General features: G+C 68.8%; 24 protein-coding genes and 1 pseudogene. 7 read left to right on the top strand and 18 right to left on the bottom strand.

Translation table 11 applies throughout. The features are described 5' to 3' along the window. Positions 1-90 precede the first annotated feature (90 nt). The 11 genes from ACFY0F_RS24005 to ACFY0F_RS23955 all read right to left on the bottom strand — a co-directional run bounded on the left by ACFY0F_RS24005 (position 91) and on the right by ACFY0F_RS23955 (position 12,202). Positions 91-954 carry a hypothetical protein gene (locus tag ACFY0F_RS24005; RefSeq protein WP_388797794.1) on the bottom strand — a complete coding sequence of 288 codons (864 nt, stop codon included), beginning with the start codon at positions 952-954 and terminating at the stop codon, positions 91-93. Positions 955-1,066: 112 nt separating this feature from the next. Continuing rightward, on the bottom strand, positions 1,067-1,657 hold the full coding sequence (locus ACFY0F_RS24000; protein ID WP_388797791.1) for a cupin: 591 nt from the start codon (positions 1,655-1,657) through the stop codon (positions 1,067-1,069). A gap of 43 nt (positions 1,658-1,700) precedes the next feature. Further along, entirely contained in the window at positions 1,701-3,542 is a 1,842-nt protein-coding gene (gene asnB, locus ACFY0F_RS23995) for an asparagine synthase (glutamine-hydrolyzing) (protein ID WP_388797788.1), read from the bottom strand. A gap of 4 nt (positions 3,543-3,546) precedes the next feature. Further along, positions 3,547-4,287 carry an SDR family oxidoreductase gene (locus tag ACFY0F_RS23990; protein WP_388797785.1) on the bottom strand — a complete coding sequence of 247 codons (741 nt, stop codon included), beginning with the start codon at positions 4,285-4,287 and terminating at the stop codon, positions 3,547-3,549. A 14-nt stretch (positions 4,288-4,301) separates the two neighbouring features. Beyond that, positions 4,302-5,000 carry an SDR family oxidoreductase gene (locus ACFY0F_RS23985; RefSeq protein WP_388797783.1) on the bottom strand — a complete coding sequence of 233 codons (699 nt, stop codon included), beginning with the start codon at positions 4,998-5,000 and terminating at the stop codon, positions 4,302-4,304. Positions 5,001-5,057: 57 nt separating this feature from the next. Beyond that, entirely contained in the window at positions 5,058-6,779 is a 1,722-nt protein-coding gene (locus ACFY0F_RS23980) for an HAD hydrolase-like protein (protein WP_388797780.1), read from the bottom strand. Positions 6,780-6,799: 20 nt separating this feature from the next. Beyond that, positions 6,800-7,186 (bottom strand): L-rhamnose mutarotase, encoded by a 387-nt coding sequence (locus ACFY0F_RS23975; RefSeq protein ID WP_388797777.1) that lies wholly within the window; start codon positions 7,184-7,186, stop codon positions 6,800-6,802. Continuing rightward, on the bottom strand, positions 7,183-8,103 hold the full coding sequence (locus tag ACFY0F_RS23970; protein WP_388797774.1) for a dihydrodipicolinate synthase family protein: 921 nt from the start codon (positions 8,101-8,103) through the stop codon (positions 7,183-7,185). The genes ACFY0F_RS23975 and ACFY0F_RS23970 overlap by 4 nt, the downstream gene beginning before the upstream one ends. Positions 8,104-8,193: 90 nt before the next feature. Continuing rightward, complete coding sequence (locus tag ACFY0F_RS23965) at positions 8,194-9,351, bottom strand: NAD(P)/FAD-dependent oxidoreductase (protein WP_388797771.1); 1,158 nt, start codon at positions 9,349-9,351, stop codon at positions 8,194-8,196. A 1,060-nt stretch (positions 9,352-10,411) separates the two neighbouring features. Next, the gene (locus ACFY0F_RS23960; RefSeq protein ID WP_388797768.1) at positions 10,412-11,176 is read right to left on the bottom strand and encodes an enoyl-CoA hydratase/isomerase family protein; all 765 of its coding nucleotides are present in this window, start codon (positions 11,174-11,176) and stop codon (positions 10,412-10,414) included. 36 nt (positions 11,177-11,212) lie between these two features. Further along, positions 11,213-12,202, bottom strand: coding sequence for a cytochrome P450 (locus ACFY0F_RS23955; protein WP_388797765.1), 990 nt, complete (start codon positions 12,200-12,202; stop codon positions 11,213-11,215). Between the two features lie 572 nt (positions 12,203-12,774). Here ACFY0F_RS23955 and ACFY0F_RS23950 point away from each other — a divergent pair. Together ACFY0F_RS23950 and ACFY0F_RS23945 are read left to right on the top strand one after the other, a co-directional pair. Then, on the top strand, positions 12,775-13,314 hold the full coding sequence (locus ACFY0F_RS23950) for a winged helix-turn-helix domain-containing protein (RefSeq protein ID WP_388797762.1): 540 nt from the start codon (positions 12,775-12,777) through the stop codon (positions 13,312-13,314). Beyond that, entirely contained in the window at positions 13,311-13,838 is a 528-nt protein-coding gene (locus tag ACFY0F_RS23945) for a transposase (protein ID WP_388797759.1), read from the top strand. Before ACFY0F_RS23950 ends, ACFY0F_RS23945 begins: the two co-directional genes overlap by 4 nt. 45 nt (positions 13,839-13,883) lie before the next feature. Here the strand turns inward: ACFY0F_RS23945 and ACFY0F_RS23940 are convergent, their stop codons facing one another. Together ACFY0F_RS23940 and ACFY0F_RS23935 are read right to left on the bottom strand one after the other, a co-directional pair. Beyond that, a complete protein-coding gene (locus ACFY0F_RS23940) occupies positions 13,884-14,621 on the bottom strand; it encodes a hypothetical protein (RefSeq protein WP_388797756.1) in 738 nt (245 codons plus the stop codon). Positions 14,622-14,806: 185 nt separating this feature from the next. After that, positions 14,807-16,003 carry a competence protein CoiA gene (locus tag ACFY0F_RS23935; RefSeq protein WP_388797913.1) on the bottom strand — a complete coding sequence of 399 codons (1,197 nt, stop codon included), beginning with the start codon at positions 16,001-16,003 and terminating at the stop codon, positions 14,807-14,809. 347 nt (positions 16,004-16,350) lie between these two features. Between ACFY0F_RS23935 and ACFY0F_RS23930 the strand changes: the two are divergent. Further along, positions 16,351-17,061: pseudogene (locus ACFY0F_RS23930) on the top strand (SOS response-associated peptidase); the annotation flags it as partial. 260 nt (positions 17,062-17,321) lie between these two features. Here ACFY0F_RS23930 and ACFY0F_RS23925 read toward each other — a convergent pair. From ACFY0F_RS23925 to ACFY0F_RS23915, 3 genes are all read right to left on the bottom strand, one after another. Further along, positions 17,322-18,137, bottom strand: a complete 816-nt coding sequence (locus tag ACFY0F_RS23925) for an SAM-dependent methyltransferase (RefSeq protein ID WP_388797753.1) — start codon at positions 18,135-18,137, stop codon at positions 17,322-17,324. A 101-nt stretch (positions 18,138-18,238) separates the two neighbouring features. Next, complete coding sequence (locus ACFY0F_RS23920) at positions 18,239-19,102, bottom strand: helix-turn-helix domain-containing protein (protein ID WP_388797750.1); 864 nt, start codon at positions 19,100-19,102, stop codon at positions 18,239-18,241. A gap of 99 nt (positions 19,103-19,201) precedes the next feature. Beyond that, complete coding sequence (locus ACFY0F_RS23915) at positions 19,202-20,032, bottom strand: helix-turn-helix domain-containing protein (protein WP_388797747.1); 831 nt, start codon at positions 20,030-20,032, stop codon at positions 19,202-19,204. Between the two features lie 29 nt (positions 20,033-20,061). Between ACFY0F_RS23915 and ACFY0F_RS23910 the strand changes: the two genes are divergently transcribed. The 3 genes from ACFY0F_RS23910 (at position 20,062) to ACFY0F_RS23900 (ending at position 22,323) form a co-directional block, all read left to right on the top strand. Beyond that, positions 20,062-21,165, top strand: coding sequence for an ADP-ribosylglycohydrolase family protein (locus ACFY0F_RS23910; protein WP_388797744.1), 1,104 nt, complete (start codon positions 20,062-20,064; stop codon positions 21,163-21,165). A gap of 97 nt (positions 21,166-21,262) precedes the next feature. Beyond that, positions 21,263-21,568, top strand: a complete 306-nt coding sequence (locus ACFY0F_RS23905) for a 4a-hydroxytetrahydrobiopterin dehydratase (RefSeq protein ID WP_388797741.1) — start codon at positions 21,263-21,265, stop codon at positions 21,566-21,568. A 5-nt stretch (positions 21,569-21,573) separates the two neighbouring features. Next, positions 21,574-22,323 carry a class I SAM-dependent methyltransferase gene (locus ACFY0F_RS23900; protein ID WP_388797739.1) on the top strand — a complete coding sequence of 250 codons (750 nt, stop codon included), beginning with the start codon at positions 21,574-21,576 and terminating at the stop codon, positions 22,321-22,323. Here ACFY0F_RS23900 and ACFY0F_RS23895 read toward each other — a convergent pair. Together ACFY0F_RS23895 and ACFY0F_RS23890 are read right to left on the bottom strand one after the other, a co-directional pair. Continuing rightward, positions 22,286-22,768 (bottom strand): hypothetical protein, encoded by a 483-nt coding sequence (locus tag ACFY0F_RS23895; RefSeq protein WP_388797736.1) that lies wholly within the window; start codon positions 22,766-22,768, stop codon positions 22,286-22,288. The genes ACFY0F_RS23900 and ACFY0F_RS23895 overlap by 38 nt on opposite strands. Continuing rightward, positions 22,765-23,244 (bottom strand): hypothetical protein, encoded by a 480-nt coding sequence (locus ACFY0F_RS23890; RefSeq protein WP_388797733.1) that lies wholly within the window; start codon positions 23,242-23,244, stop codon positions 22,765-22,767. Before ACFY0F_RS23890 ends, ACFY0F_RS23895 begins: the two co-directional genes overlap by 4 nt. A gap of 39 nt (positions 23,245-23,283) precedes the next feature. Here ACFY0F_RS23890 and ACFY0F_RS23885 point away from each other — a divergent pair, with 39 nt between their 5' ends. Continuing rightward, entirely contained in the window at positions 23,284-24,234 is a 951-nt protein-coding gene (locus tag ACFY0F_RS23885) for a helix-turn-helix transcriptional regulator (RefSeq protein ID WP_388797730.1), read from the top strand. The last annotated feature ends 4 nt before the right edge of the window (positions 24,235-24,238 follow it).

Below are 24,238 nucleotides of genomic sequence, written 5' to 3'. Positions count from 1 at the left end.
CCGCCTGGCGATGGGCGCGGGACAGCCGCCTCGGCGGTGCGGTCGGCACCGGGGCTGCTGTGCGGATGAGGGGGGAGGACGCCGGCCGGATCAGTCGACGACGAACACCCCGGAGCGGTTGAGCTCTTGGAGGAACGCGAGGTCGGCGAGGAGAGTGCTCTGGTCCGCGTGCCTGAGCAGGATGGCGGCACCGCCGCCCTCGCCGACGGTCCGCTCGACCCGGTCGCCGGGTGTCGGCATGAAGAGGTCCTCGCGGTACGACGGGAGGCGGCGCACCTCGTCCAGACCGGTGAATCCCCGCAGCGTGCCGCTCCGCCGTACGGTGAAGGCGTAGTCGGCGACATAACCGTCCGGGGTCTCGGCCTCCCGCCCGGACTGGCCGCGGATGCCGAGGAGGGAGCAGAGTCCCGGCAGCGGCGCCCCGGCGATGCGGTGTGCGAACTTCACGACCTTGACCTGGTCACCGCCGACCACCGCCTCGAAGCAGACGGGTCCGTCGCCCTGGGTGGTCGCCGCGGCCAGCGGCTGCAGCCGGTCGCGCAGCAGCGTGACCTCGTCCGCGTCGGGCAGGACGTTCACCACTGCGGTGAGGAGCGAGCGCGGGCCCTCGTCCAGGCTGTAGCAGCGCCAGGTGTCGGTGAGGCACAGCCGCCCGTCCACCACGACGCCGTTGGCGAAGTAGGGCGTGCCCGGTACGTGGTCGTGGACGACGACGCGGCCGCCGTCGTGCCACAGAACGTCGAGGTCGGCCCGCGCCAGCGGCCGGTCCGGGCCGGTGAGGAGCGCGGAGCCGGTGTTGGCCGAGAACTCGGGCCGGAGCACCTTGAGGCTGCCCGTTGCGTGCGCGAGGTACCGGTCGAGCGCGCCCGGGTCGCTGAAGCAGGCCGTCTCGAAGGCGAGTCGCGGGTCGATGTGCCGCACGGTCTCGTGCTGAACCACTTTGCTGTTCGTCATGGCGTGGGGTAGTTCCACCGATCGTGCGTTGAGAAGGGTGTCCAGCGGTCCCCGGTCCGCCGCCGACTAGGGCGGTCCGGGGCACCGCCGTAGGAGTACGCGGGGGCCGAGGTCATCCGGCCGTCGCGGTGTCCTCGCGTACGACGTCCTCCACGTACGGGAAACCGTTGGCGATCTTGTTGCCGGTGAACTGCCCGTCGAAGCCCTCCGAGGTGAGGTACAGACGGATCGCGCGGTAGTCGGGGCGCAGCCCCATGTCGAACCAGTGACGGGTCCCGGCAGGCAGGGACAGCAGATTGCCGTCGCCGGCCACCAGGATGTGGACCTTGCCCTCCGCCCGGATGTAGAAACAGGCTCCGCCGTCGGCGAAGAACCAGATCTCGTCCTCTGAGTGGGTGTGCTCGTTGAAGTACTTCTCGCGCGAGGCCAATACGTCCTCGACCCACTCCTGGTTGGTCTCGTCGAGGCGGACCGTGATGGTCTCGGCCTTGCGGTTGCGGCCGTCGGAGTTGAACGCCTCGATCTCCGGGCGGTAGGCGTCGATCAGCGCCGCGTCGGAGGCGTCACGGTCGACCCGGCCGGTCTCCCAGCTCTCGAACCGCACGCCCAGCGGGGCCAGGACCTCGGCGATGCGGCGGTCGTCCCGGGTGCGGAGCAGCGTCTGCGCGGCGTCCGTCTCGGGCGTCACATGGAGCAGTGCCATGGGTTTCACCTTCTCTGTTTCGCTGTGGGGCGGACTGGCGCGGTCAGGCGAGCTGCAGCGTGGGCCGGTGGATGTCCAGCCAGGTCGCTATGTCGAGCCAGCGCTCCAGGCCGGTCCGGTGTGCCGGGGACACGTCCTCCGGGCGCCGGCCCAGGACCTCCTTGAGGACCCGCGTGTCGGTCAGCTCCTGAACCGGGTGGCCACCGTCGGCCAGCACGTCGGACGCCTGCCGAAGCAGTTCGCCCGTGTATGCCGGGTCCTGCGTCGAGGGGTACGGGGCCTTCCTGCGCTCGATCACAGAGCGGGGCAGCTCCTCCCGGGCGGCGGCGCGCAGCAGGCTCTTCTCCGCGCCGTCGAAGGTCTTCATGGACCACGGCGTGTTGAAGACGTACTGCACCAGACGGTGGTCGCAGAACGGGACACGGACCTCCAGCCCGGCGGCCATACTGAGACGGTCCTTGCGGTCGAGGAGGATGCGCATGTACCGGGTGAGGTGCAGGTGCATCTGCGTCCGCATCCGGGCGTCGAGCCCCCTCTCCCCGGCCAGACGCGGGGCCCGCGCCACCGCGTCCCGGTAGCCCTGCCGGATGTACTCGGGCAGATCCAGGGAGGCGCGCAGTTCGGGGGTGAACACGTCGATCCCGGTGTGCGGGCTGGTGACGTGAGTGTGGTCGACCCAGGGGAAGTTGTCCGCGTTCTGGGCCGCCGGGTCGTGCATCCACTTGTAGCCGCCGAAGACCTCGTCCGCCGACTCCCCCGAGAGGGCCACGGTGGAGCCCTTCCTGATCTCCTGGAAGAGCAGGTAGAGGGAGTTGTCGGCGTCTCCGAAGCCGGTCGGCAGGTCACGCGCGCCGACGACCGCGCGGCGGACCTCGGGGTCGGCCATCCGCATCGCGTCGAGGACGACGTTGGTATGGAGGGTGCCGGAGCGTTCGGCGACCTCACGCGCGAAGGGGGCGTCGGGCGAGTCCCGGAACCGGTCGGCCGTGAAGCGCTCGCCGTGCTGCGCGAAGTCCACTGAGAAGCTGCGGATCTGCTCGGTCGTTCCCAGTTCCCGCTGGGCGAAGGCGGTGATGACACTGGAGTCGAGACCGCCCGAGAGCAGGGTGCATCGCGGCACGTCGGTCACCAGCTGACGCCGGATGATGTCCGACAGCAGCTCGTGGACGCGTTCGACCGTGGTGTCCGTGTCGTCCTCGTGGGCCGTGGCCTCGAGCTCCCAGTAGGTGCGCTCGCGAACCCCGCTCCGGTCGGCCGTGATGAAGGTGCCGGGCCGCACCTCGGACATTCCGCGCCACACTGCGTGGCCCGGGGTGCGGATCCAGGAGAACGCCTCGCGCAGGCCTGCCAGGTCGACGGTGCGCGGGACCTCGGGGTTGGCGAGGATCGCCTTGGGCTCGGAGCCGAACAGGACGTCGTCGCCGAGGCGGTAGTGGTAGAGCGGCTTGACGCCGAGCCTGTCCCGGACCAGGAGCAGCCGTTCCGTACGCCCGTCCCAGATCGCGAACGCGTAGATTCCGTTGAGCCGTTCGACGAAGGCCTCCCCCCATTCCAGGTAGGAGCGGAGCACCACCTCGGTGTCGCTGGCCGTGGTGAAGTGCTGCCCGCGGCGGCGCAGTTCGTCGCGCAGCTCGCGGAAGTTGTAGAGCTCTCCGCTGTAGGTGAGCGCCACCTCGCCGCCGGCCGTGTCGACGACCATGGGCTGCACTCCGCCCTCAAGGTCGATGACGGCGAGCCTGCGGTGCCCGAGTGCCACGCGGGGGCGCAGCCACACGCCCCCGGCGTCGGGCCCACGCAAAGCCATCGTGTCGGTCATGGCCTCGGCCGTGGCGCGCTCGTGGACGAGGTCGCGGGCGGGCGAGTACCAGCCTGCTATTCCGCACATGTGGCTATTCCTTGGTGGCGTTGGACGTCGGCTCGAAGTTGAAGGAGCGGATGAAGCAGTCCCTGGGCTGGCTCACGGCGAACAGCACACAGTCGAGGAGCGACTGCGCGGTGAGGGGCGCTCCGGCCCGGCGATCGGTGCTCTCCCAGTCCGGGCCCAGCGGGTCGACGTTCTTGAAGTCCGGCGGGTACAGGGAGATGACTCGTACGCCCTCCGGGCGCAGCCGCTGGGACAGGATCTCGGCGAAGTTCGCCTGCGCTCCCTTGGCGGCGTAGAAAGCCGGGTTGCCCGAGCACGCGTCGGTGCGCCGAGAGGCGGCCATCGAGACCATGTTGACGATGTCGGGACGCTCCGAGGTCCGCAGCAGCGGCAGGAAGTGCTTGACCATCAGGACGGTGCCCGCGCCGCCGGATGTGACGGTCGCCATGATCTCGTCGTCGGTGGCGGTGCCGAGGTCGAAACCCTCCAGCCACATGGCGCCGTTGTTGATGAGGATGTCCACCCGGTCGGTGAGTGCGCCTACCTGCTCGGCGAACTCCCGTACGGAGGCCGGGTCGGTCAGGTCGCAGGAGAAGGCGTGGACCTTGTCGTGGCCGAGCGCGACGATCTCGTCGCGGGTCGCCTGAGCCGCCTCCAGGCTGCGGGCGGACAGATAGACTTCGGCGCCGAGCTCGGCGAACCGGATGGCCAGGGTCCGGCCGAAGTCACGGGCCGCTCCGGTGACGACAACGCGTGTGTTGTTCATGGGTGTGATGTTCCTCAGTTCACGGTGAGGCCGGTCGCGTCGCTCTGCGCCGGCAACCGGTGGAGTAGATAGTCGACGGCGTTCTCGGCCCACTCGTCGGCGGCCGGGTAGGTGTGGTGCTCTTCCGGCAGGCAGGTCGCCAGCATCGCGGTGTCCACGCCGCCGCCCGGGTCGACGGCCACCACCCGGACGCCCGGGCGCAGTTGGGCCGCCTCCTGGGCGACGGCCCGGGTGAACCCCTCGACGGCGAACTTGCTCGCGGTGTACGCGGCGAGCATGCCTCGGGGGTTGCGCCCCCAGCCGGACGAGATGGTGACGAGGGTGCCGCCGTCCGCGATGCGCGGCAGGAACGCCCGCGTCATCGCGTACACGCCGCCCACGTTCACCCGGATCACCGTGTCGAAGTCCTCCGGCGAGACCTGCCACACCGGGGCCTGTCCGGTGATGGCACCGGCGTTGGCGATGACCAGACCGGGTGCACCGAGGTCGCGGTGCACCCGATCGGCCCAGGCGTCGACCCATTCGGCGTCGGTGACGTCGACCCGTTCCAAGCAGTGGCCGTCCCCCAGTTCGGACGCCAGCTCGCTCAGCGCGTCGGCGCTGCGGCCGCATCCGGCCACCGGATGGCCCAGTGCGGCGAAGCGCCGGGCCAGGGCCTGTCCGAGCCCTCTGGTCACCCCGGAGATGACCACTGGCTGTCTGCTGTCCGTCACTGTGTGCCTCCCATGCGGCTCAGTACCTTGCTCTGTCGACGCCCTGCCCGTCGGGGTTCAGTCGTCACGCCCGGCCAGGAGCCTGACCGGAGCGTTCGGGTTCAGATCGGTGACGATCCGGGCCGGGCGCCCGGCGCGGTCGCGGAGGACCTGCTCGGGCGGGAAGAACCCGTAGCGGGTCACGAGGACGACGTCGATGTCCATCTCGTCCGCGGCGAGGACGTCCTGCCGCGAGTCCCCGACGAGCACCACGTCCCGCGCCTCGACCCCGGCGTGCCGCAGGATCTCCCCCAGACGGCGGGACTTGCGCTCCTCCCCGCCGAACACGGCGCGGAAGGCGCCGAGCAGTCCGCCCGCGGCGAGCACCTTGTCCGCCTCCCCGCCGAGCGTGCCTGTGGCGACGTAGAGCGGTACGTCCCTGTCGGCGAGGTACTGAACCGTCTCCGCGGCGCCCGCGCACAGCGGTGCCCCCGGGTAGCGGTGGGCCAGCCGGTCCGCGTACGCGCCCGCGTACCGGTCGTAGAACGCCTCGAAGTCGGCGCTCACCAGACCGCGTTCCACGCTCATGAGGTGGAAGGCGGCGAAGTGCTCCCGCCGGGACCGGCCGAACGTCCGCCGGAACTCGTCCGTGAACCGTTCGACCAGGTCGGCCGGGAAACCGTCGAATGCGGCACGGACGCACTCGACCTTCAGTTCGTTGGAGTCGACGAGCACACCGTCGAGGTCGAAGACGACCACCGGATAGCGCGCCAGGACGTCCCCCAGAGGTTCCCCGGCGGCCTGGGCGAGCGCCTCGTCGAGGAGGGCCGCGGAGAACCCTGCGGACGGGGTCTCGGCGAGGAAGCCGATGGCCTTCAGCTTCTCCTCCGCACCCATCGAGGTGTCTTCCTCGACGCGTTGGACGTAGGTGGGGTGGATGTTGCGCATACCGGCGATCGCGTAGAGACCGCTGGGACCCCACCGGTACTCGTCCATCAGCGGGTGGAAGTGCCGCACGATGAGCTCCATCAGCGGCTGCAGCCGGTCCACGCCCTCACCCAGGACGGCGAGCAGCTGCTCGATGCGCGTGTTGCCGGCGCCGCGGCCCATGCCGTACGCCGTGCCGTCCAGCCACAGAGCGCCGCGCTGTGCGGCGACGACCGTGTTGTGCAGGGCGAAGCCCTGATTGTCGTGGGCGTGGATGCCGACCGGGGCGCCCTGTCCGGTGCGGAACAGCTCGACCAGTTCGGCGGTGCGCTCCGGACGCAGGGAACCCAGCGAGTCCGCTATGTAGACCGCTTCGAGCGGGCCCATCGCGGCCACGGCCTCCAGGCAGGCGGAGAGTTCGTCTGCGGTCGCGAGGTCGATCTGCATGAGGTTGATGCAGACCCCGTACCCGGCGTCACGGAGCGAGTGGACCGCGTCCACGGCGCCGGCCGTCTTGTCGTAGCGCACCGCGACCCGCACGAGGTCCACCGGAAGCGAGCCGGAAGCCAGCTTCTCCCTGAGCAGACCGCCCACTTCCGCCGGGGGCAGATCGACCATGTCGGCGGCGTCCACCATCACCGCGAAGCGCAGCCCGTGGTCGGTGGGAAGAGCGTCGCGCAGGTTGGGGGTCAGTCCTTCGGGAAGCTGCCCGTACGGTCCGAACCCGCCCGTGGTGAAACGGACGTAGCCCAGCTCCACCACGTCGATCCCGAGCCCCGGACAGGCGGCCAGGTACTCCTCGACGAGAGCAGAGTCGAAATTCCAGTTGGTGTAGTAACCACCGTCACGCAGCGTGCAGTCGAGAACGGTCAACCCGACGCGGTCCACAGGGCTCACTTCCCGTCGAGGTCAGGCAGCGTGTTCGTGAAGTCCACGTGATGAATGCGCTGCATCTCAGCCCAGTTCAGTTTGGCGTCATGGTTCTCGTGCCGGACGAGAAGACCGCCGTCGGCGTGCATCATGTCGTCCCATTCCTGCACGGCCGGGTGCAGGTCGTTGGCGCGCAGGAAGTCACGCGTGGGATCGAAGTGGTCCTCGGCCTCCACATACATGAACAGCGTCAGCGGCTCGATGAAGAAGATCTGCAGCTTCCGGACACCAATGGTGTCGAGTGCGCCGCCCGGGGCGACGATCTCCGGAATGGCATCACGGTGCAGCGCAATGTACTTCTTGGCGGCGGCATCGTCCTTGAGGCGAATGGTGAAGGCGTGGTTCTTCATCGATTGAGCTCCTTTGCAAGCGAAATCAGGTTTTGATAGGTGTGGTGGACCTCGGTCCACGTCTCGTCGTCGAGCACGTGCCGACTCGGGCCGCGTACATGCGTGCTCTTGATGATTCCGCGCTCCTTGAGAAAGCGCTTCGCTATGGACACGTAGTAATCCGTGCTGTTCATCATGTGGCACATGAGATAGGAGAGCGGGTGCCCGATCCGCTCCGCCTCCGCGCGCTTGCCCTGTTCGAGCAGATTCCAGAGCGCTACGACGATCTCGGCGAGCTCGGTGGCGGGAATGGTGCCCGTCAGGCCGCGTCGGTGGCAGTCGAGCAGCATCATTCCGCCGTCGCCCTCGAAGATGCGGGCCCGGCCACCGGTCGCATCGCGCAGCCGGCTGACGCGCGGCGGCGTCGGCTGCGCCTCCGGCTTGAAGAGCACGCGCTCCTCGCCGTACTCCTCCAGCAGCCGCACCTGGGCGGCGATGCTCAGCGGCTGCTTCGCCAGGCTCTTGGCGTGATGGATGATCACGGGTATGTCGACGGCCTCGATGACCTCGCTGAAGTACGCGACCATGCCCTCGTCGTCGAGCGGGATCGTCGCCGGGTGCATCACGAGAAGGGCGTCGACGCCGACTTCCTGCGCGTGTCGCGAGTACTGCACGGCCGCCTGGGGGGTCTCGGCGCCGGTGCTCATGATGGACACGCCACGGCCCTGAGCCGCCTTGGCCGAGAGCTCGGCGACCCGAAGCCGCTCCTCGTGGGTCAGCCGCAGCACCTCGGACACCTGACCCACGACGAAGCCGTTGCAGCCGGCCTGGAACATGAACTCCGTCTGCGAGAGGAAGTCGTCCTCGTCGACCATGGAGCCGTCTTCCGTATACGGCATGAGGACGACGGGGAGAACTCCGCTGATGTCCCGGGACATCGGCATCCACCTTTCATATGGGCATTGCGGGGGCACGGCAGCCCGAATGGACCGTCGTGGAACTGAGTGGGGGTTGCGGAGGTCCGGCGGCTACCCGGCCAGGAGCCGGGCTGCTTGTCCGGCGGCCCAGGGGGCCAGCTTGAATCCGCCTCCGTTGAATCCGGTGGCAAGCATCAGGCCTGCCTCCTCCGGAACCCACGCGACGCGGCCTCGCCCTTCGGGGGCATAGCACTCCGCCGCTCTGAAGCCCCCGAGTGACACGCTTCCCTCGACCCAGCTGAAGCGCCGCCGGCCGGCCGTCACGGCCAGCTCGGACTGGTCGGGGTCGATGGCGGTGCGTTCGATCGCACCGTCGATGCGGTGCCCGGTGGGGTGGCCGAGCAGCATCCCGGCGGAGTCCGGGTCCGGTCTGCCGTTGATGGAGCAGACATCGTCCATGTATGCGGGGTGGTCTGTCGGCGGACTGTCGACGCCGCGCAACTCGACCTGAATGGCCTGCGCCCAGACGTCGTGCGAGATGCCCCACGAGTCGAGGAGCCGCGGTGTATGGGCACCGACGGCGAGGACCACCGCGTCCGCCGCGATCACGCCCGTGCTCCCCCGCACTCCGCGGACTCGTCCCTCGACCCGGTTCAGGCCGTCGACCCGGACGCCTTCCAGCAGCCGACCACCCTTGCGGACCGCGGACCGGACGAGCGCGCGCGTCACCTGCGTGGCGTCGAGATATCCGGCGTGTGGTTCCCACACTGCGTATTCGGCGGGGCCGCTGAGGAGATGACCGAACTTGCGGTCCAGATCGGAGGAGGAGAGCAGTTGAGCGGGAAAGGACTGGGCGATGCGGTCCGTCAGGGACCGGGCTTGTTCATGTCTGCTCGGGTGCGGTATGTAGAGAAAACCGGTCTCGATGAACTCCGCACGGGTTCCAGTTTGCTCTGCAAAGCTGCGGAAGAAGGTAAGCCCCTGTATCGCGCGTTCCACCAGGACTGGATCATCGTGGTAGCAGCGCACGATGCCGCCACTCCAGGCAGTGGTCCCAAGCCCCACGCGATCCTGCTCGATCAGGCATACACGGGCACCGCGGTCTGCAAGTTCGTGAAATAAGGCCGCACCTATGATGCCGCCGCCGACAATGACCGTGTCTAACGCCTCACGGGTATCAACAAGCAAGCCAAACCCCCTTTGTCGCAACCCACCAGGGGTCAGCTTTCGACTCACCGCCGGGCGGGTCATGAAGTTCTCCGGTTCCACGGAGCTTCATTCACCGGAGCTTCATTCACCCCATGGGCTCGAGAGGAATTAGCCCTCCATGACGCCCGCCCAGCTCAACCAAGTAGATCATGAACACTTAACCCCGGCAAGAGGTATAGACCATAGCGCCGGGGTGCGCACAGTCACTCAGCGCGAGTGGGCGTTTTATCCCCCATTGGAAATGAATGAGGCATCCATTCGACGCTACTCCCGGGAGCATTAAGTTGCGTAGTGCACCATTCGCTCCAAGGGCCCTTCCGAGTCGCCCCATATGACCGTTTCACACCTTCATGCCTGCTCAGTGACGTAATGTTCCGAGGCGTCGGCACGCCCGACCCCTGACGCGCAAACAGATCCGGCCAGACACGAGGAGCGGAATGGCAGAAAAGCAACTCTGTCCACCAGCCAGAAGCCGTGGACCTGGGCTCCGCGCGCTCGAACTACCTGCGAGCAGCGCGCCCGAGTGTGCTCCCCACCCACAGGTGACCTGGGCAAACGAAACGGACGACACTCTCCGTCGAGCTGACTCGGCGAGCGGTGGGCGGTTGTCCACGACGACACCCGCATCCCGCCGTGTGCCCCGTCCACATGACCGTCATGCCTCACCTGTGGCAACCGACGAGGACTCTGAGCAGGGGTGCCGGGTGAGCTGGTGACGAGCAGGGAGTCGGACGCGACACGGCACTCCCGGCCGGTCGAGGAAGAACGGCGCTCAGCACCACGGCCGTCATCACGGCGGGCGCGACCAGACTGGCCGGCGTGTCGTTGCGCAGCGGGGACTACTGGGTGGGCAGACCAGGCGTATCCGGGTCAGGGTCTGCTCCCGGCCATTGCTGGCACCCGCAGCCCCGCTCGTACCTCCACCACCCGGCTGACCGCCCCGCGACAGCAGCCGGCAACGGGCTGTCGCGGGGCGGTCAGCGCGGGACCCTGCCCGAACGGCGGTGCCGACGGCGGCATCAGTACTCCCCCGTGCACGGTCGCCGGAGACAGGATCGGCGAAGAGCGCAAAAGGAGCGGGGGTTGGCCGTGTTCGGCCGGCGGCAACGCCGGACCCGGGTCACTGACCGCGCACGGCCCACCTTCTGGTGACGGCTGCCGTCAGCAACTCTGCGTCGTAGTAGCCACCGACGGAGAGTTGAGCCGCGTTGGCGCGTGCGGCCAGCATGGCCTTGGTGATCCGCATGGTGGTGGGGTCACGGCGGAGGAGCGGTTTCACCAGCCGTGTGACGGCGTCCTCCAGATCGTCCAGAGGCACGACCTCGTGCAGGATGGACAACCGTTCCGCCCTCGTCGCATCGAACTCTTCCGCTGTCAGCAGCAGACGACGCACCCAGGCCTGTCCGGCTTCTGCGGGGAGGCGGTCCAGGACCCCGCCCCAGGCTGGTGGGACCCCGAGCCCGACCTCCGGCATACGGAAGCGACAGTTGTCCGCTCCGACGCGCAGGTCGCAGAAAATCGCAAGCCCCAGGCCGGCCCCTATGACATCGCCGTGCAACTGGGCGACGGTCACCACCCCCAGCTTCGAAAGGGCCTCACATACGCGTTGAGCCTTGGTGGCGAGCGCGCGGAGAGCAGCCCCTGAGAGATCCTCGGCGAGCAGTTCGGGGAACTCGGAGCGATCTCCTCCCTGGCAGAAGTGGTCTCCTGCGCCGGACAGCACCATCACACGAATCTTGCGATCGTCCTCAAGGGCCGTCAGCACCTGGGAAAATTCATTGAGGACTTCTCCGGATATGGCGTTCCCGGCCTCCGGCCGGTTGAGCTGCACTCTGAGGAGGTTCCCTTCGTCGGTCACGCGAAGGGTCTTGTACTCGTTCCACATGGCGATTCCGTTACCGTTCCTGGTGTCCGTCGGAAGTCAGGCGAGGGCCAGCTGCAGTGACGTGAGACGCCGAAAGGCCACCCGCCGGGCCCACTGCGGGGGAGCGCTGGGACGAAGGCGGTTGGGACGCTTGAGCAGTGCGGTGAGCAGCACCTCGGCTTCCAGACGGGCCAGGGCGCTTCCGAGACAGTAGTGGATGCCTGCGCCGAAGCTCAGATGGCGGTGCCCTGGTTCCCGTGCCCGCCGTTGCACGTCGAAGACCTCGGGATCGGCGTACTGGGCTGGATCGTGATGGGCGGCCCCGACCATGAGCATCAGCATCCCACCCGCTGGTACCGGCACCCCGTCGAGTTCTGTGTCTGCGGACGCAACGCGGCTGATCATGTGAATCGGCGCGTCATAGCGCAACGTCTCTTCAACCGCGTCCGGTACGAGTTCGGGGTGTCGGCGCAACAAGTCCATCTGGTGAGGGTGCTCAAGGAGCAGGCGGACTGCAGTGGACAAGACGTACGAGGTGGTCTCCAGCGCAGCAAGAATCATGAAAATGGCCAGGGACAGGACCGCTTCGTCAGCGAGGGCTCGGGTGGGTTCGAGTCTGTCCCAGGTTCGAAGCCAGGACGAGACCGGATCGTCACCAGGAGCGTTGCGACGCTCTTTGACCAGATCGGTGAAGTAGTGGCGCAGTCGACCGGTCGCGGCGTCGGAGACAGCCAGCTGAGTCGAGGTGGGGAAGAGCTCCTGTGTGTGCACCTGGTCGTGGGTGAGGGAACGCAGGAGCCCGTAATCGGCCGGCGGGATGCCCATCCATTCACCTATGGTGACAACGGGCAGTTCATCGCTCACAACTTCGACGAAATCAGCTGGGCCACGGCGCAATTGGTCGGCGAACCGATCGAGCAAACGCTCCACTGTGTTCTCTATCGATGGACGCAGCAGTGCCAGCGAGCCCTGGTGAAATACGTTGCCCAGCGATCTCCTTTTCCGCGTGTGGTCGGGAGGATTGAGCATCGGGAGCGAATCGCTCATTTGCAATGATGCCGGAGAACTCCACCGCGCCCCATCAGCCTGACTTGTGCGCCAACCGCGGTCCGGGACTTTCCAGAACTTGTCTCAAAGAACATGCTGGCACAGACGGTAGGAAGTCACCAGGTGCCCGCCCCACGGCGCTGGAATCACTTCCCCCATGCCCATGAGGTGCCTATAAGCGGGCAGTGGATCGGTCTGACCGTTGCTTGTGCGTAACCGAGCGAAGAGTGAAACCAGCAGACGTCGATCGGCGGCAGCAGCTGCCACGGTGGACATTGAAGTGACTCCTTCTTGCAATACCAAACAATATCGGCCAGTCGTGCATACCCTCACGATCGAACGGCCATGCCGACGGAGAGGTTTGGCGTATGTTGGGCGGATCACGCGATCCACCGGTTTGCAGCATCAACTCCTCGGTTTGCGGTGTTTTACACCCTCCGATTTGCTCAGAGATTGTGCTTTTGGTTGATTTCTCCCATGCGCCTCATATATCGGGCAGTGGTGCGTTACTGACCTTCAAAGCGTAGTGTCGGAGGGATGACGGGCCATGATCCCTGCGGTATCCCGAGTGCATGAGGTATGCCCAGGGCGGTGGCCTGACCGACGAACGCCGGGTCTTTCGTGAGAAGTTGCGGATGGAGGCGGCCGATCGGTTCCGGCACGGCGACGAGAACACGGTCATCGCGCACGACCTACGCGTCAGCGTCCGGTCGGTGCAGCGCTGGCGCAAAGCCTGGTCGCAGAGTGGGTCGAAGGCTCTGGTCTCGAAGGGCCCGGCGTCAGTGCCGCTGCTGAACGACGACCTGTTCGCCGTGCTGGAGCGTGAGCTGCTCAAGGGTCCGGTGGCACACGGCTGGCCGGACCAGACCTGGACCCTGTCACGGATCAAGACTCTCATCGGGCGCCGGTTCCACAAGGGTTACACCGTGCAAGGTGTTGCCGCCCTGCTCAAACGGCACGGCTGGAGCTGCCAGGTCCCCGCCCGCCGCGCGGTTGAGCGGGATGAGGACGTGGTGGCCGGCTGGGTGAAGGAGACCTGGCCCCAGGTGGAAGGACCCTGGCGGCGCTCGACGCCTGGCTCGTCTTCGAAGACGAAGCCGGTTTCTCGATGACGCCGCCAATCACCCGCACCTGGTCCCGCCGCGGTCACACCCCCGTGGTCCGCGTCAGAGGCCGCTCCCGCCGCCGCTTATCGGTTGCCGCCCTGGTCTGCTACAAAGCCGGCAAGCCTTCCCGGCTCATCTACCGGCCCTGCCCCGATGCCCGGCCCGACGGACGCAAGAGCTTCTCCTGGAAGGACTATCGCGACCTCATCCAGACCGCCCACCAGCAACTCGGCGGCCCGATCGTGCTGGTCTGGGACAACCTCAACACCCACCTCACCGCCGGTATGCGCCGCTACATCGCCGACCGAGACTGGCTCACCGTCTTCCAACTGCCGCCCTACGCGCCCGACCTCAACCCGGTCGAGGGCATCTGGTCCGTCCTACGACGCACCACCACAGCCAACCGTGCCTTCGCCGATCCCGATGACTTGATCACTACCGTCCGACGCGGCCTACGCCAGCTCCAGTACCGCCATGACGTCCTCGACGGCTGCCTCACCGGCACCGGCCTCCGACACCAGCCACCATGACGGTATCCCGCACTCAACGCCGTGGTCGGAGAGCCGTTTCGGTACTCAGATGTGCTGCATCCAGATATTGGGCTCCACGTAGGTGCCCTGATCAGCGGAGCGGTCGAGCTGTGGCAAGCTGAGCCCTTCAGGGATGACGTAGTCACCCGTTTCGGGAAACACCATGCCGGTCCACCCCTCCCACTCAGCGATCGTGCCGGTCATGGTTTGCGACTCGGGAGCCGCTGCGAGAATGCGGGCGCCCAGACGCTGGTGCGTCCGGATCCATGGATCGAGGGCCATGCCGTCCTCACGGGTCCACCGCATGAAGGACTCGATGGACGTCAGTGGGTAGCGGGCTTTCAAGGTCGGGCGGACCGGTGCTATGACGCGCGGCCATCCTGCATCCTCGGCGAGCTTGCGCAGTGCCTTGAGTGTCTCCCCAGCCAGGCCGCGTCCTTTGAGTGACGGGGTGACGATTGCCCCGCAGATCACCAGAGTGTCGGGTTCGACGCCTTGATCTCGGCCCTCCACGGCGCGGATCGTGGCCTGGGTGTAGCCAGTGGGCAGTGTCTCCGTTCGCCCATCCCACCGGATCGGTATACCCCAGCCGGTCGCGACAGGCGTGCCGTGGTCGTCCACCAGCATGAGATCAAGGTCGGCGAACCACTCCCTGATCCTGCCGATGTACTGCTTGGCCAGCCGATCGGCTGTGATGAACTCCGGGAAGCCCTCGCTGAAGAGCTCCTGCATCTGCTCATCAGGCCATGTGCGTGCGTCTGTTCGCTCAACAGTCAAGGTCACCGGCCCGTTTATAGCGCACCGACCACAGACGGAGCGACAGAGTTCTTATGGCTTGGGCTGGACCGCCGGGACCACACCCCGTCGGCTCTCACGACACCACGCTTTGAAGGTCAGTAGTGCCGGGCGGCTTTCACTCTCCTTTGCCGTTGTGACTCGCAGACGGGCAGCGGGCCAGAACGACAGGGTCAGGGGAGGTCGGCGGAGTAGCTGGCCCGTATGCGCTCACCGACGGCTCGGTACTCCTCGAAGCGCTCGCGTCGCTCCTCCGTAGGGAAAAACAGTGGCAGGCCGACGTGCAGGAGGAACTCGGGACAGGGGCCGGACTGCGGCAGCGGATCGAATACGGCCAGCAGAGTCCCGCGGTCGTTGACGAGCGGGACCCCACAGGAGTACCGGCTGTCTCCCACACTCCAGCCTACGGTCACGCGGGTCCGGTACAGGTCGGCGAGCTGGGCGATGGCGTGCTCGATCCCGGGCAGCCGGGCCGAATGCCGGGCCAGAGCCGCCCGGTCGGGGTCAGTGCGCGCCACAACCTCCGCGGCCCTGGCCTCCTGCCGCGCGTACCCGCGCCGTTCGGCGCGCGCCTCCTCCTCCCTCGCTGCGCGTTGCTGCTGGTCCTCCTCGCGCAGCTTCTTCGCCTCAGCCAGGACACATCGGGGTGACGCCCAAAGCGTTCTCACGGGCCGCACTGTGTGCCGCTGCGGCGTTCGTGGGGTGTGCGCAACGAAGCGCGAGGTGAGGAGCCTGCCCATGAACTCGGCGAACGGTATGGACGGCTCGGGGTCCCAGTAGGCGCCGCTGAACCGGGCCATGGGCTCGACGGCGAACAGGTCGTCCCTCTGCCGCGCCAGCCGTACAGAAGGGACGACGCCCAGCCAGGGGATGCGACTGCGGTCGCTGAACCAGCAGGAACGGACTCCATAAGCGCTCATCCGCTCGGTGCGGGCGCGGATTTCGTCAGCGGTGATGCTCGCCAGCTGCGCTTCCAGGGCGATCCGGCGGCCACCGGCCGTGGACGCAAGGACGTCCGCCCGCCATCTGCCGTCCGGCCCGCTCACCTCCAACTCCGCCATCCATCCGGCCGCGCGCGCCGCCTGAGCAAGCTCCAGCTTGAGCAGGTGGTGGGCCATGGACTCTTCCGCCAGCGTGCACCTCGGAGAGCCAGGCGCGTGGGCGAAGAACCGCAGGCCCAGGCTCGACACCTTGGCGTGCATCCCGTGGCCGCACTCCGGGCACGCCAGTGGGATCGGCGGACGCACCCGGTGGATCGCGCCCCACTCCCAGCTGCAGCCGAGATCTGACAGAGAAGCGTCCAGACGACCCCGCTCCGCATGTACCGCGGTGAAACTCACAGGACCCCCCTCAAGGCCTTGTCCGTCCATCATCTCTGCCGGGACTGACAGTTGATGCCTGCTAGAGGCGGCGATGCCGTCCGGGTGACTTCGCTGCTGGGGATCGACGAGGTCCTGCACGTAGAAGGTATGGTCTAGCTGGTGTCCGTCCCGGAGCGCCGGCTCTCACCCGAAGGAGCCACCACGCAGGCACGATTAAGTGCTGTGCCCTAGCGTCGTAGTGCCTCGCGCTACTGACAGGACTCATGGGGCATGGGCGGCCCCCAACGCTTCGCGCCCTGGCCAAGGGGCCGCCCGTCCGCCTCAGCTCCATCGCGGCCGACTTGGTCAACACAACACGGCAGCAGGACGATGGCTGACGGTGGGAGAGTGGCTGCATGTGTGGTCGATACGTCTCCACCCGCAGACCCCAGGACCTCGTCCAGCTCTTCCACGTCACCGACTGGCGTGCCGAAGAGACGCTCGCGCCGAACTGGAATGTGGCCCCGACCAACGACGTGTGGGCCGTTCTTGAACGCACACCGCGCGGCAGCGACAGTTCCCAAGAGGTTGGCAGGGAGCTGCGGCCGATGCGCTGGGGCCTGGTGCCCTCGTGGGCGAAGGACATGAAGATCGGCGCGCGGATGATCAACGCGCGGGTGGAGACCGTGCACGAGAAGCCCGCCTTCCGTCGCGCGTTCCTCAAGCGTCGCTGCCTGCTGCCGGCCGACGGCTTCTACGAGTGGCAGCAGGCCAAGGAACCCGCAACAGGTAAGACCCGCAAGCAGCCGTACTTCATTCACCCCGAGGACGACGAGGTGATGGCGCTCGCCGGGCTGTACGAGTACTGGCGCAATCCCGAGGTGAAACAGGACGACGAACCCGCGGCCTGGCTGATGACCTGCACCATCATCACTACCGAGGCCACCGACGCCGCCGGCCGCGTGCACCCCCGCATGCCGCTCGCACTCACCCCCGACCACTACGACACCTGGCTCGATCCACGCCACCAGGACCCCGACGACCTACGCTCCATGCTCGATCAGCCCGCAGGGGGCCATCTGGACGCGCGGACCGAGGTCGAGTCGGCGTGCACGGAGGTCAAGAGCCTGCTGGAACAGAACGCCGAGACCGGTGCCCTGCGCACCGGCGTCGAGAAACTCGCCACCGTCAGCCAGAAAATGGGCCAGGCGATGTACGCCCAGGCCCAGCAGACCCCCACGGACACCGCCGGACAGCGCACCACGTCCCAGGACGAGGAGGGCGTGGTCGACGCGGAGATCGTCGACGACGACAAGGACACCAAGGGCGGAGCGGCGTAGGCAACGGGCACTGGCACCACGGCCGCTCCGGTCAGGGCCCGCGAACCTCAGGACTTGCGGGCCACCCCCGCGTACACGGGCACGATGCCCTCCGCCTGAGCCGCCACGTCCTCGGGGTCCGGTCGCCAGCCGGTGACCGGGATGACCCCGGGACCCAGCAGGTCCAGCCCCTCGAAGAACCGGGAGAACTCGGCGAGGGAGCGCGGGTGGAACGGCGTGCCACTGCGGCGGAAGAGGCCCGCCGCCTTCTCGATGGCCTCCGGGTTCAGGTCGGGGGTGACCTGGGAGAGGATCAGGTAGCTGCCGGGAGCGAGGGCGTCGACGTACCGCTTGAGCAGGCCGTGCACGTCGTCCCCGTCGGCGGCGTCACCGAGGTAGTGCGTCAGCGCGACCAGCGACAGCGCGACCGGCCGGGAGAAGTCCAGCAGGTCGCCGGCCAGCCGGAGGATCGTGTCGGGATCACGGACGTCCGCGTGCACGTAGTCGGTGCTGCCCTCGGCGGAGCCGTGCAGCAGCGCCTCGGCGTGCCGCAGCACGATCGGATCGTTGTCCGCATACACGATCCTGCATTCCGGGGCCACCCGCTGCGCCACCTGGTGCAGGTTCGGCTCGGTGGGGATACCGGTACCGATGTCGAGGAACTGCCGCAACCCCGCCTCGGCGACCACGCGGGTCGCCCGGTGCATGAACCGGCGGTTGGCGCGCGCCCCGCGCACCGCGGCAGGGTCCACGGCCAGGATCTTCCGCGCCAGTTCCTCGTCCACCGGGTAGTTGTCCTTGCCGCCCAGCCACCAGTCGTACACACGCGCCGGATGGGGCCGACTGGTGTCTACGCGGGGGGAGGCGGCGTCGGATCCGGTCATGCGGTGTGTGCTCCTCGGCGTGGGTCGGTGTCGGTCGGCATCAGCCGCCGCGGTCCGCGTGGTCGGCGCGGACCGGAGGATCGAGCGATGAAGATGCCCGGTCAGTAGTTCTCGCGGCACTCCCGCAGGATCTTCCGGGTGCGCTGCGCCGAAGCGGCGCGCGTCGTCATGTGGTCGAGGACCTCCAGATGCGCGGAGACCTCCTTGCGGGAGTCCAGGTACAGGGCACCGGTCAGATACTCGGTGTAGACCATGTCCGGCAGTTCGGGTGCGGCGAAACGGAACAGCGAGAACGGCGCGTACGTCCCCGGGTGCGGCCCGTCCGCGAACTCGGCGACCTGGATCGTGACGCGGTCTCGCTCGGCGTACTCCAGCAGTTTGTCCAGCTGGTCGCGCATCACCTCGCCGCGGACGCTCACCGGCCGCCGCAACACCGTCTCGTCCACGATCACCCACAGGTGGGGCGGGTCCTCCCGTTCCAGCAGCCGCTGCCGTGCCATCCGCAGGGACACATGGCGCTCGATCGTCTCCGGTCCCGTCTGCCCGATCGTCCCCGCCTCCATCACCGCCCGCGCGTACTCCTCCGTCTGCAGCAGACCGGGCACGAAGTGCGGCTCGTAGGAACGGATGACGCGGGCGGCGCCCTCCAGGCTCACGTACATGCTGAACCAGTCGGGCAGCACATCGTGGAACCGCTGCCACCAGCCCGGCTCGTTGGCCTCCTCGGTGAGCGTCACGAACGCGGCCGCCTCCTCCTCGGGCACACCGTACGTCGACAGCAGCACCTGCACGTAGGGGATCTTCAGCGCGACCTCGGCCGTCTCCATCCGCCGCACGGTCGCGGACGCCACGCGCAGCGCCCGGGCAGCCTCGTCACGCCCCAGCCCGGCCGCCTCACGCAACTCCTGCAGCCGCTTGCCGAGCACCACCTGCCCCACGGTGGGCGCAGCCCGCCGCTCACTCACGCCACGCCCTCCCCATACGCGCCGAAGTACGCGAGCAGTGTGACACGCGAGGCCGGACAACGCACCTGGCCGACGTCGATCCGGACCTCGCGGCTCCGGTCAACCCACCATGGAGTGAAGGTACTTGGCCGTCGCCGGGTCCGCCGGCAGGAACGTCTCGATCGCCAGCTCCGCGACCGTGACGTCCATCGGGGTGTTGAAGGTGGAGATCGAGGACACGAAGGAGAGGATCCGGCCCTCGTGCTCGATCCGCATCGGCAGCGCGAAGTACGCGACCGGGTCCGCCGGTTCGTCCACGGGACCCTCCTCGGGAACCGGATACGCGGCCACCTCCTCGTAGAGCGCACGCAGCGCCTGCGAGCGGTGCAGGGCGATCTGCCGCTCCATCTGCGCCAGCAGATGCCCGCGCCACTCCCGCAGGTTGCGGATGCGCGGCGCCAGACCCTCGGGATGCAGCGTCAGCCGCATCGCGTTGAGCGGCGGCACCAGCAGCGACTCCGGGACACCCTCCAGCAGCATCGTGATGCCCCGGTTCGCGGTCACCACGTCGTACGTCGCGTCGACCACCAGCGCCGGGTAGGGCTCGTACCCGTGCAGGAGACGCTCCAGGCCCTCGCGCAGCGCGTCCAGCGCCGGGTCGTCCAACGGTGTCTTCGGGTAGCGCGGGGCGTAACCGGCCGCCAGCAGCAGCGCGTTGCGCTCCCGCACCGGTACGTCCAGATGTTCGGCCAGCCGCAGCACCATCTCCTCGCTCGGCCTGGAACGGCCCGTCTCGACGAAACTGATGTGCCGGGCCGAGGAGTCGGCACGCAGCGCCAGTTCCAGCTGGCTGACCTTCCGACGCTCCCGCCAGGCCCGCAGCAGCGGGCCGACGCCCCCACCCGCCGGGGCGGCGGAGGATCTCGCGGTACCGGACGCGACAATGACCATGCGCACGACCGTAGTCGAGGAGGGGGCACATGAACGAGCCGATAAATCCGTGCTGGGAAGCGACGGCGGTCTACCGCGCCAGAGTGCGCGGCTGCCTCCTCGGCGGCGCGCTCGGCGACGCCCTGGGGTATCCGATCGAGTTCCTCTCCCTGGACCGCATCCGCGTCTCCCACGGCCCGCGCGGTGTCACCGGCCTGGTGCCCGACGCCGACGGCGTGCTGGGCCGGGTCAGCGACGACACCCAGATGACCCTGTTCTCGGCCGAGGGCATCCGCCAGTCCCACCAGCGGGAACGGCTCAAGGGCATCGGCGGCGGCTGGTCCCGTCTGCTGCGCTGGGCCTACGAACGCTGGCTGGAGACACAGCGCCGGCCGGGCCCCGAGGCGAGCGACATGGCCAGGCCTTCCGGCGGCGCCTACGAGGGCCCGCGCGGCGGTCTGATCGAGGAACCCTGGCTGTACGCCCGCCGCGCCCCCGGAAACGCCTGCCTGTCCGGACTCGCCCAGGACTTCGTCCCCGAGCCGTGGGCCGAACTGGGCCCGCCCGGACCGGTCAACCCCGACTCCAAGGGCTGTGGCGCGGTGATGCGCTCGGCGCCCTTCGGCCTCACCCGCACCGACCCCGGCCAGGCCTTCGGCATCGCCGCCCGCTGCGCCCAGATGACCCACGGCCACCCCACCGGCTACTACGCGGCCGGCGCCCTCGCCGCGATCGTGGCCCACATCCTCGCCGGGGACTCGGTCGAGGGCGCCGTCCTGCGCACCCTTCGCCTGCTGGCCCGCCACCCCGGGCACGAGGAGACCACCGCCGCCCTGACCCGGGCCCTCGACCTCGCCGCCGAGGGCGAGGGCACCCCCGAGAGGCTGGAGACGCTCGGCGCCGGCTGGATCGCCGAGGAGGCGCTCGCCATCGGCGTATACAGCGCCCTCGCCGCACACCGCGTCAAGGACGCCCTGCTGCTCGCCGTCAACCACTCGGGCGACAGCGACTCCACCGGCTCGATCTGCGGCAACATCCTCGGCGCCCGGTTCGGCGACCACGGGTTGCCGCACCCGTGGCTGGAGCGGGTGGAGGGCCGGGAGCGGATCGCCGCGCTGGCGGACGACCTGGCGGCGGAGTGCGTGCGCGGCTGACGCCGACACCACCCCGCGGCACCTGACGGACCAGCGCTGCGACGGTCCGCCTGTGGCAGGCTGAGCAGGTACCCGACACCCAGGAAGGGAGCCAGGGATGGCCGTCGAACCGCTGTCGCAGAAGGAGATCGAGGACCGGCTGGCCGAACTGCCCGGCTGGTCCCTCGACGGCGACCGTATCGCCCGCTCCTACCGGCTCGGCTCGCACTTCGCGGCGACGGCGATGGTCGTGCACATCGCCCAGGTCCAGGACGAACTCGACCACCACTCGGACCTCACGCTCGGCTACAACACGGTCTCCCTCACCGTGAACACCCACAGCGCCGGCGGCGTCGTCACCGGGAAGGACTTCGAACTCGCCCGCCGGGTGGAGGACCTCGCCGCAGGTCACGGGGCACACTGACCCCCGTGCTCGACTACGACGAGGAAGCCGGCGCGTACGACGCGAGGCGCGGCGGCGAGGCCCGCGCCACCGCGGCGGCCGATGCCGTCCTGGGCCTGATACCCGAGGCCGCCGGCCGCCTGCTCGACGTCGCCTGCGGCACCGGCATCGTCACCCGGCGGCTGGCCGCGGCCCGGCCCGGCATGCGGGTCACCGGCGCCGACCTGGCCGAGGGCATGACCCGGCTGGCCGCCGCCCGGCTGCCCGGTGCGGTCGTCCGGGCCGACAGCCGCCGACTGCCCTTCCCCGACGGCACCTTCGACGCGGTGACCAGCGTATGGCTGCTGCACCTGCTGCGGGACGCCGCCGACGCCGACCGCGTCGTCGCCGAGTGCGCCCGGGTCCTCAGACCCGGCGGTGTCTACGTCACCACCGTCGACAAGGCCGCCGCACACGACGTCGGCAGCGACATCGACGCCGTCCTCGCCCCGCGACCGCGCCGTCCCGCCCAGGACGCGGCCGGCACCGTCGCCGCGCACACCGCCCGGCACGGCCTGCACCCGGCCGGGCGGGCGTCCTTCCCCGGCCTCGGACAGGGCCGCAGCCCCCGCGGCACCATCGCCGACCTGCGCCGCGGCTGGTTCACCCTGCTGCCGCCCGGCGACCTGCTGACCGAACGGTTCGCCGAGCGGCTGGCGGCCCTACCGGACCAGGACCGGCCCCGCGCCGACCCGTGTTTCAGCGTGCGGGCGTTCCGCAAGCCGCCGGCCGGGTGAACTCCATGGTCCAGTTGGTCACCCAGGTCTCCCCGCCGTCCACCGAGAACGCCTGCTCCCAGCGGGCGGCGGTGGGGCGGACCCCCGACCACACGAACCGCACGCGTACGTCCTTCCCGTCATGCGTGTCGTCGCCGTGGAACTCGCCCCGGCCGCCCTCGAAACGGCCGACGACGGGCGGGAACAGCTTCCCGCTCCGGCTGGAGGACCAGTTCAGCGACCACTGGCGGCTCTCCTGGTCGAACAGCCGCAGGGTCAGTCCTTTCGAGCCCAGGTGCGGCATGTCGATCTCGTCGACGTTCGCGGCCCCGTCGAACAGCGGCAGACAGCGGCTGGTCGCCCAGAACTCCTCCCAGCCGCTGTCCGGATCGAGGAAGTCGGCGCGGCGGCGGTTGCGGACGGTCCATTCGCCGTGGAGGAAGTCGAAGTCGTGCGGGCTGCTCATGAACGGTCTCCTGTGGTTCCTTCGGGCAGGGAGTCGGTCAGGTAGGCCGCCAGGTCCGGGAGCTCGGGTGCGAGCATGTGGCGCACCCACGCGTCGCGTTCGTGCAGGATCGGCGGCAGTTCCCAGACACAGCCGATCCACGAACGCTCCTGCCTGACGAAGTGCGTCGGGTCGTCGTCGGGACAGCCGAGCACCGGCTGACCGGCCGCCGCGCCCCCGAAGTGCAGCACGTTGTCCCAGACCCAGCTGTACGCGTTCAGATAGGCGCCGTCATCGCCGCCCCGGTGCAGTACGACGAACGTCGCCGGGGGTGTGCCGTCCAACTCGGGCAGCAACCTCGGCAGGATCGCGTACGCCGCCTTCTCCACCTCGGGTGCGATGCCCGCCGGGCCGGCGGTGACGTGGTAGCGCTTGACGTGCCGCCCGGCCACCTCGATCGGCGGTGGCACGGTCAGCGTTTTCTCCTTGAAGACCATGCCCGCACGCTAGGACCGCTTCCCTGACATCCTGTGGCAGTGAAGTCCAGCCGTCTCGTCTCGATCCTCCTGCTGCTGCAGACGCGTGGCCGCATGACCGCCGCCCAGCTCGCCGACGAGCTGGAGGTGTCGGTGCGCACGGTCTACCGGGACGTCGAGGCGCTGAACGCGGCGGGCGTCCCGTTGTACGGGGACGCGGGCCACGCCGGTGGCTACCGCCTCCTCGACGGCTACCGCACCCGCCTCACCGGCCTGACCACCGGCGAGACCGAGGCCCTCTTCCTCGCCGGGGCGCCCGGCCCGGCCGCGGAACTCGGTCTCGGCGCCGTCCTGGCCGCCGCCCAGCTCAAGGTCCGTGCCGCTCTGCCGCCGGAACTGCGCGCCCACGCCGACCGGATCAGCGGCCGCTTCCACCTCGACGCGCCCGGCTGGTACGCGGCCGCGGACGACACACCGCATCTGTCCGCGGTGGCGGACGCCGTGTGGAACAGCCGCGTGCTGCACGTCCTGTACCGCCGCTGGGCCGAACCGACCGACGTGCAGCGCCGCCTGGAGCCGTACGGACTCGTACTGAAGGCCGGCCGCTGGTATGTCGTGGCGGGCCCCGGACCGCGCACCTTCCGCGTCGACCAGATTCTCGAACTGACGGCAACCGGCGAGGAGTTCTCCCGGCCCGGCGACTTCGACCTGGCCGCGTACTGGGCGGCGTACCAACGCGACTTCCACCAGCGGCTGTACCGTGGCGAGGCGTTCGTCCGGCTGGCACCGGGCGTGAGGCTGCCAAGAGCGGTCGACGGGCCTACGGACGAGCACGGTTGGACCCTCGCCAGGGTCCCCGTCGAGTCCGTCGAGCACGCCCACGGTGAGTTCCTGCGTCTGGGCACCGACATCGAGGTGCTGGAGCCGGTCGAGCTGCGCGAGAAGATCGCCCGGACGGTCGCCGAACTGGCCGCGAGATACGGCGGCGCGGCCGAGGACAGCGGCGACTGAGGGG

This window comes from Streptomyces sp. NPDC001544 (assembly GCF_042894285.1).
Classification (GTDB): Bacteria; Actinomycetota; Actinomycetes; order Streptomycetales; family Streptomycetaceae; genus Streptomyces.
This window is presented reverse-complemented; position numbering and strand designations above follow the sequence as displayed.

Coding starts and splice junctions, on each gene's coding strand:
- ACFY0F_RS23970 (WP_388797774.1), bottom strand. CDS start 8,103: ATGTCCCGGGACATCAGCGGAGTTCTCCCCGTCGTCCTCATGCCGTAT.
- ACFY0F_RS23960 (WP_388797768.1), bottom strand. CDS start 11,176: ATGTGGAACGAGTACAAGACCCTTCGCGTGACCGACGAAGGGAACCTC.
- asnB (WP_388797788.1), bottom strand. CDS start 3,542: ATGTGCGGAATAGCAGGCTGGTACTCGCCCGCCCGCGACCTCGTCCAC.
- ACFY0F_RS23955 (WP_388797765.1), bottom strand. CDS start 12,202: ATGAGCGATTCGCTCCCGATGCTCAATCCTCCCGACCACACGCGGAAA.
- ACFY0F_RS23895 (WP_388797736.1), bottom strand. CDS start 22,768: ATGAGCAGCCCGCACGACTTCGACTTCCTCCACGGCGAATGGACCGTC.
- ACFY0F_RS23890 (WP_388797733.1), bottom strand. CDS start 23,244: ATGGTCTTCAAGGAGAAAACGCTGACCGTGCCACCGCCGATCGAGGTG.
- ACFY0F_RS23990 (WP_388797785.1), bottom strand. CDS start 4,287: ATGAACAACACACGCGTTGTCGTCACCGGAGCGGCCCGTGACTTCGGC.
- ACFY0F_RS24000 (WP_388797791.1), bottom strand. CDS start 1,657: ATGGCACTGCTCCATGTGACGCCCGAGACGGACGCCGCGCAGACGCTG.
- ACFY0F_RS23915 (WP_388797747.1), bottom strand. CDS start 20,032: ATGGTCATTGTCGCGTCCGGTACCGCGAGATCCTCCGCCGCCCCGGCG.
- ACFY0F_RS23935 (WP_388797913.1), bottom strand. CDS start 16,003: ATGGACGGACAAGGCCTTGAGGGGGGTCCTGTGAGTTTCACCGCGGTA.
- ACFY0F_RS23925 (WP_388797753.1), bottom strand. CDS start 18,137: ATGACCGGATCCGACGCCGCCTCCCCCCGCGTAGACACCAGTCGGCCC.
- ACFY0F_RS23945 (WP_388797759.1), top strand. CDS start 13,311: ATGACGCCGCCAATCACCCGCACCTGGTCCCGCCGCGGTCACACCCCC.
- ACFY0F_RS24005 (WP_388797794.1), bottom strand. CDS start 954: ATGACGAACAGCAAAGTGGTTCAGCACGAGACCGTGCGGCACATCGAC.
- ACFY0F_RS23950 (WP_388797762.1), top strand. CDS start 12,775: ATGAGGTATGCCCAGGGCGGTGGCCTGACCGACGAACGCCGGGTCTTT.
- ACFY0F_RS23905 (WP_388797741.1), top strand. CDS start 21,263: ATGGCCGTCGAACCGCTGTCGCAGAAGGAGATCGAGGACCGGCTGGCC.
- ACFY0F_RS23975 (WP_388797777.1), bottom strand. CDS start 7,186: ATGAAGAACCACGCCTTCACCATTCGCCTCAAGGACGATGCCGCCGCC.
- ACFY0F_RS23910 (WP_388797744.1), top strand. CDS start 20,062: ATGAACGAGCCGATAAATCCGTGCTGGGAAGCGACGGCGGTCTACCGC.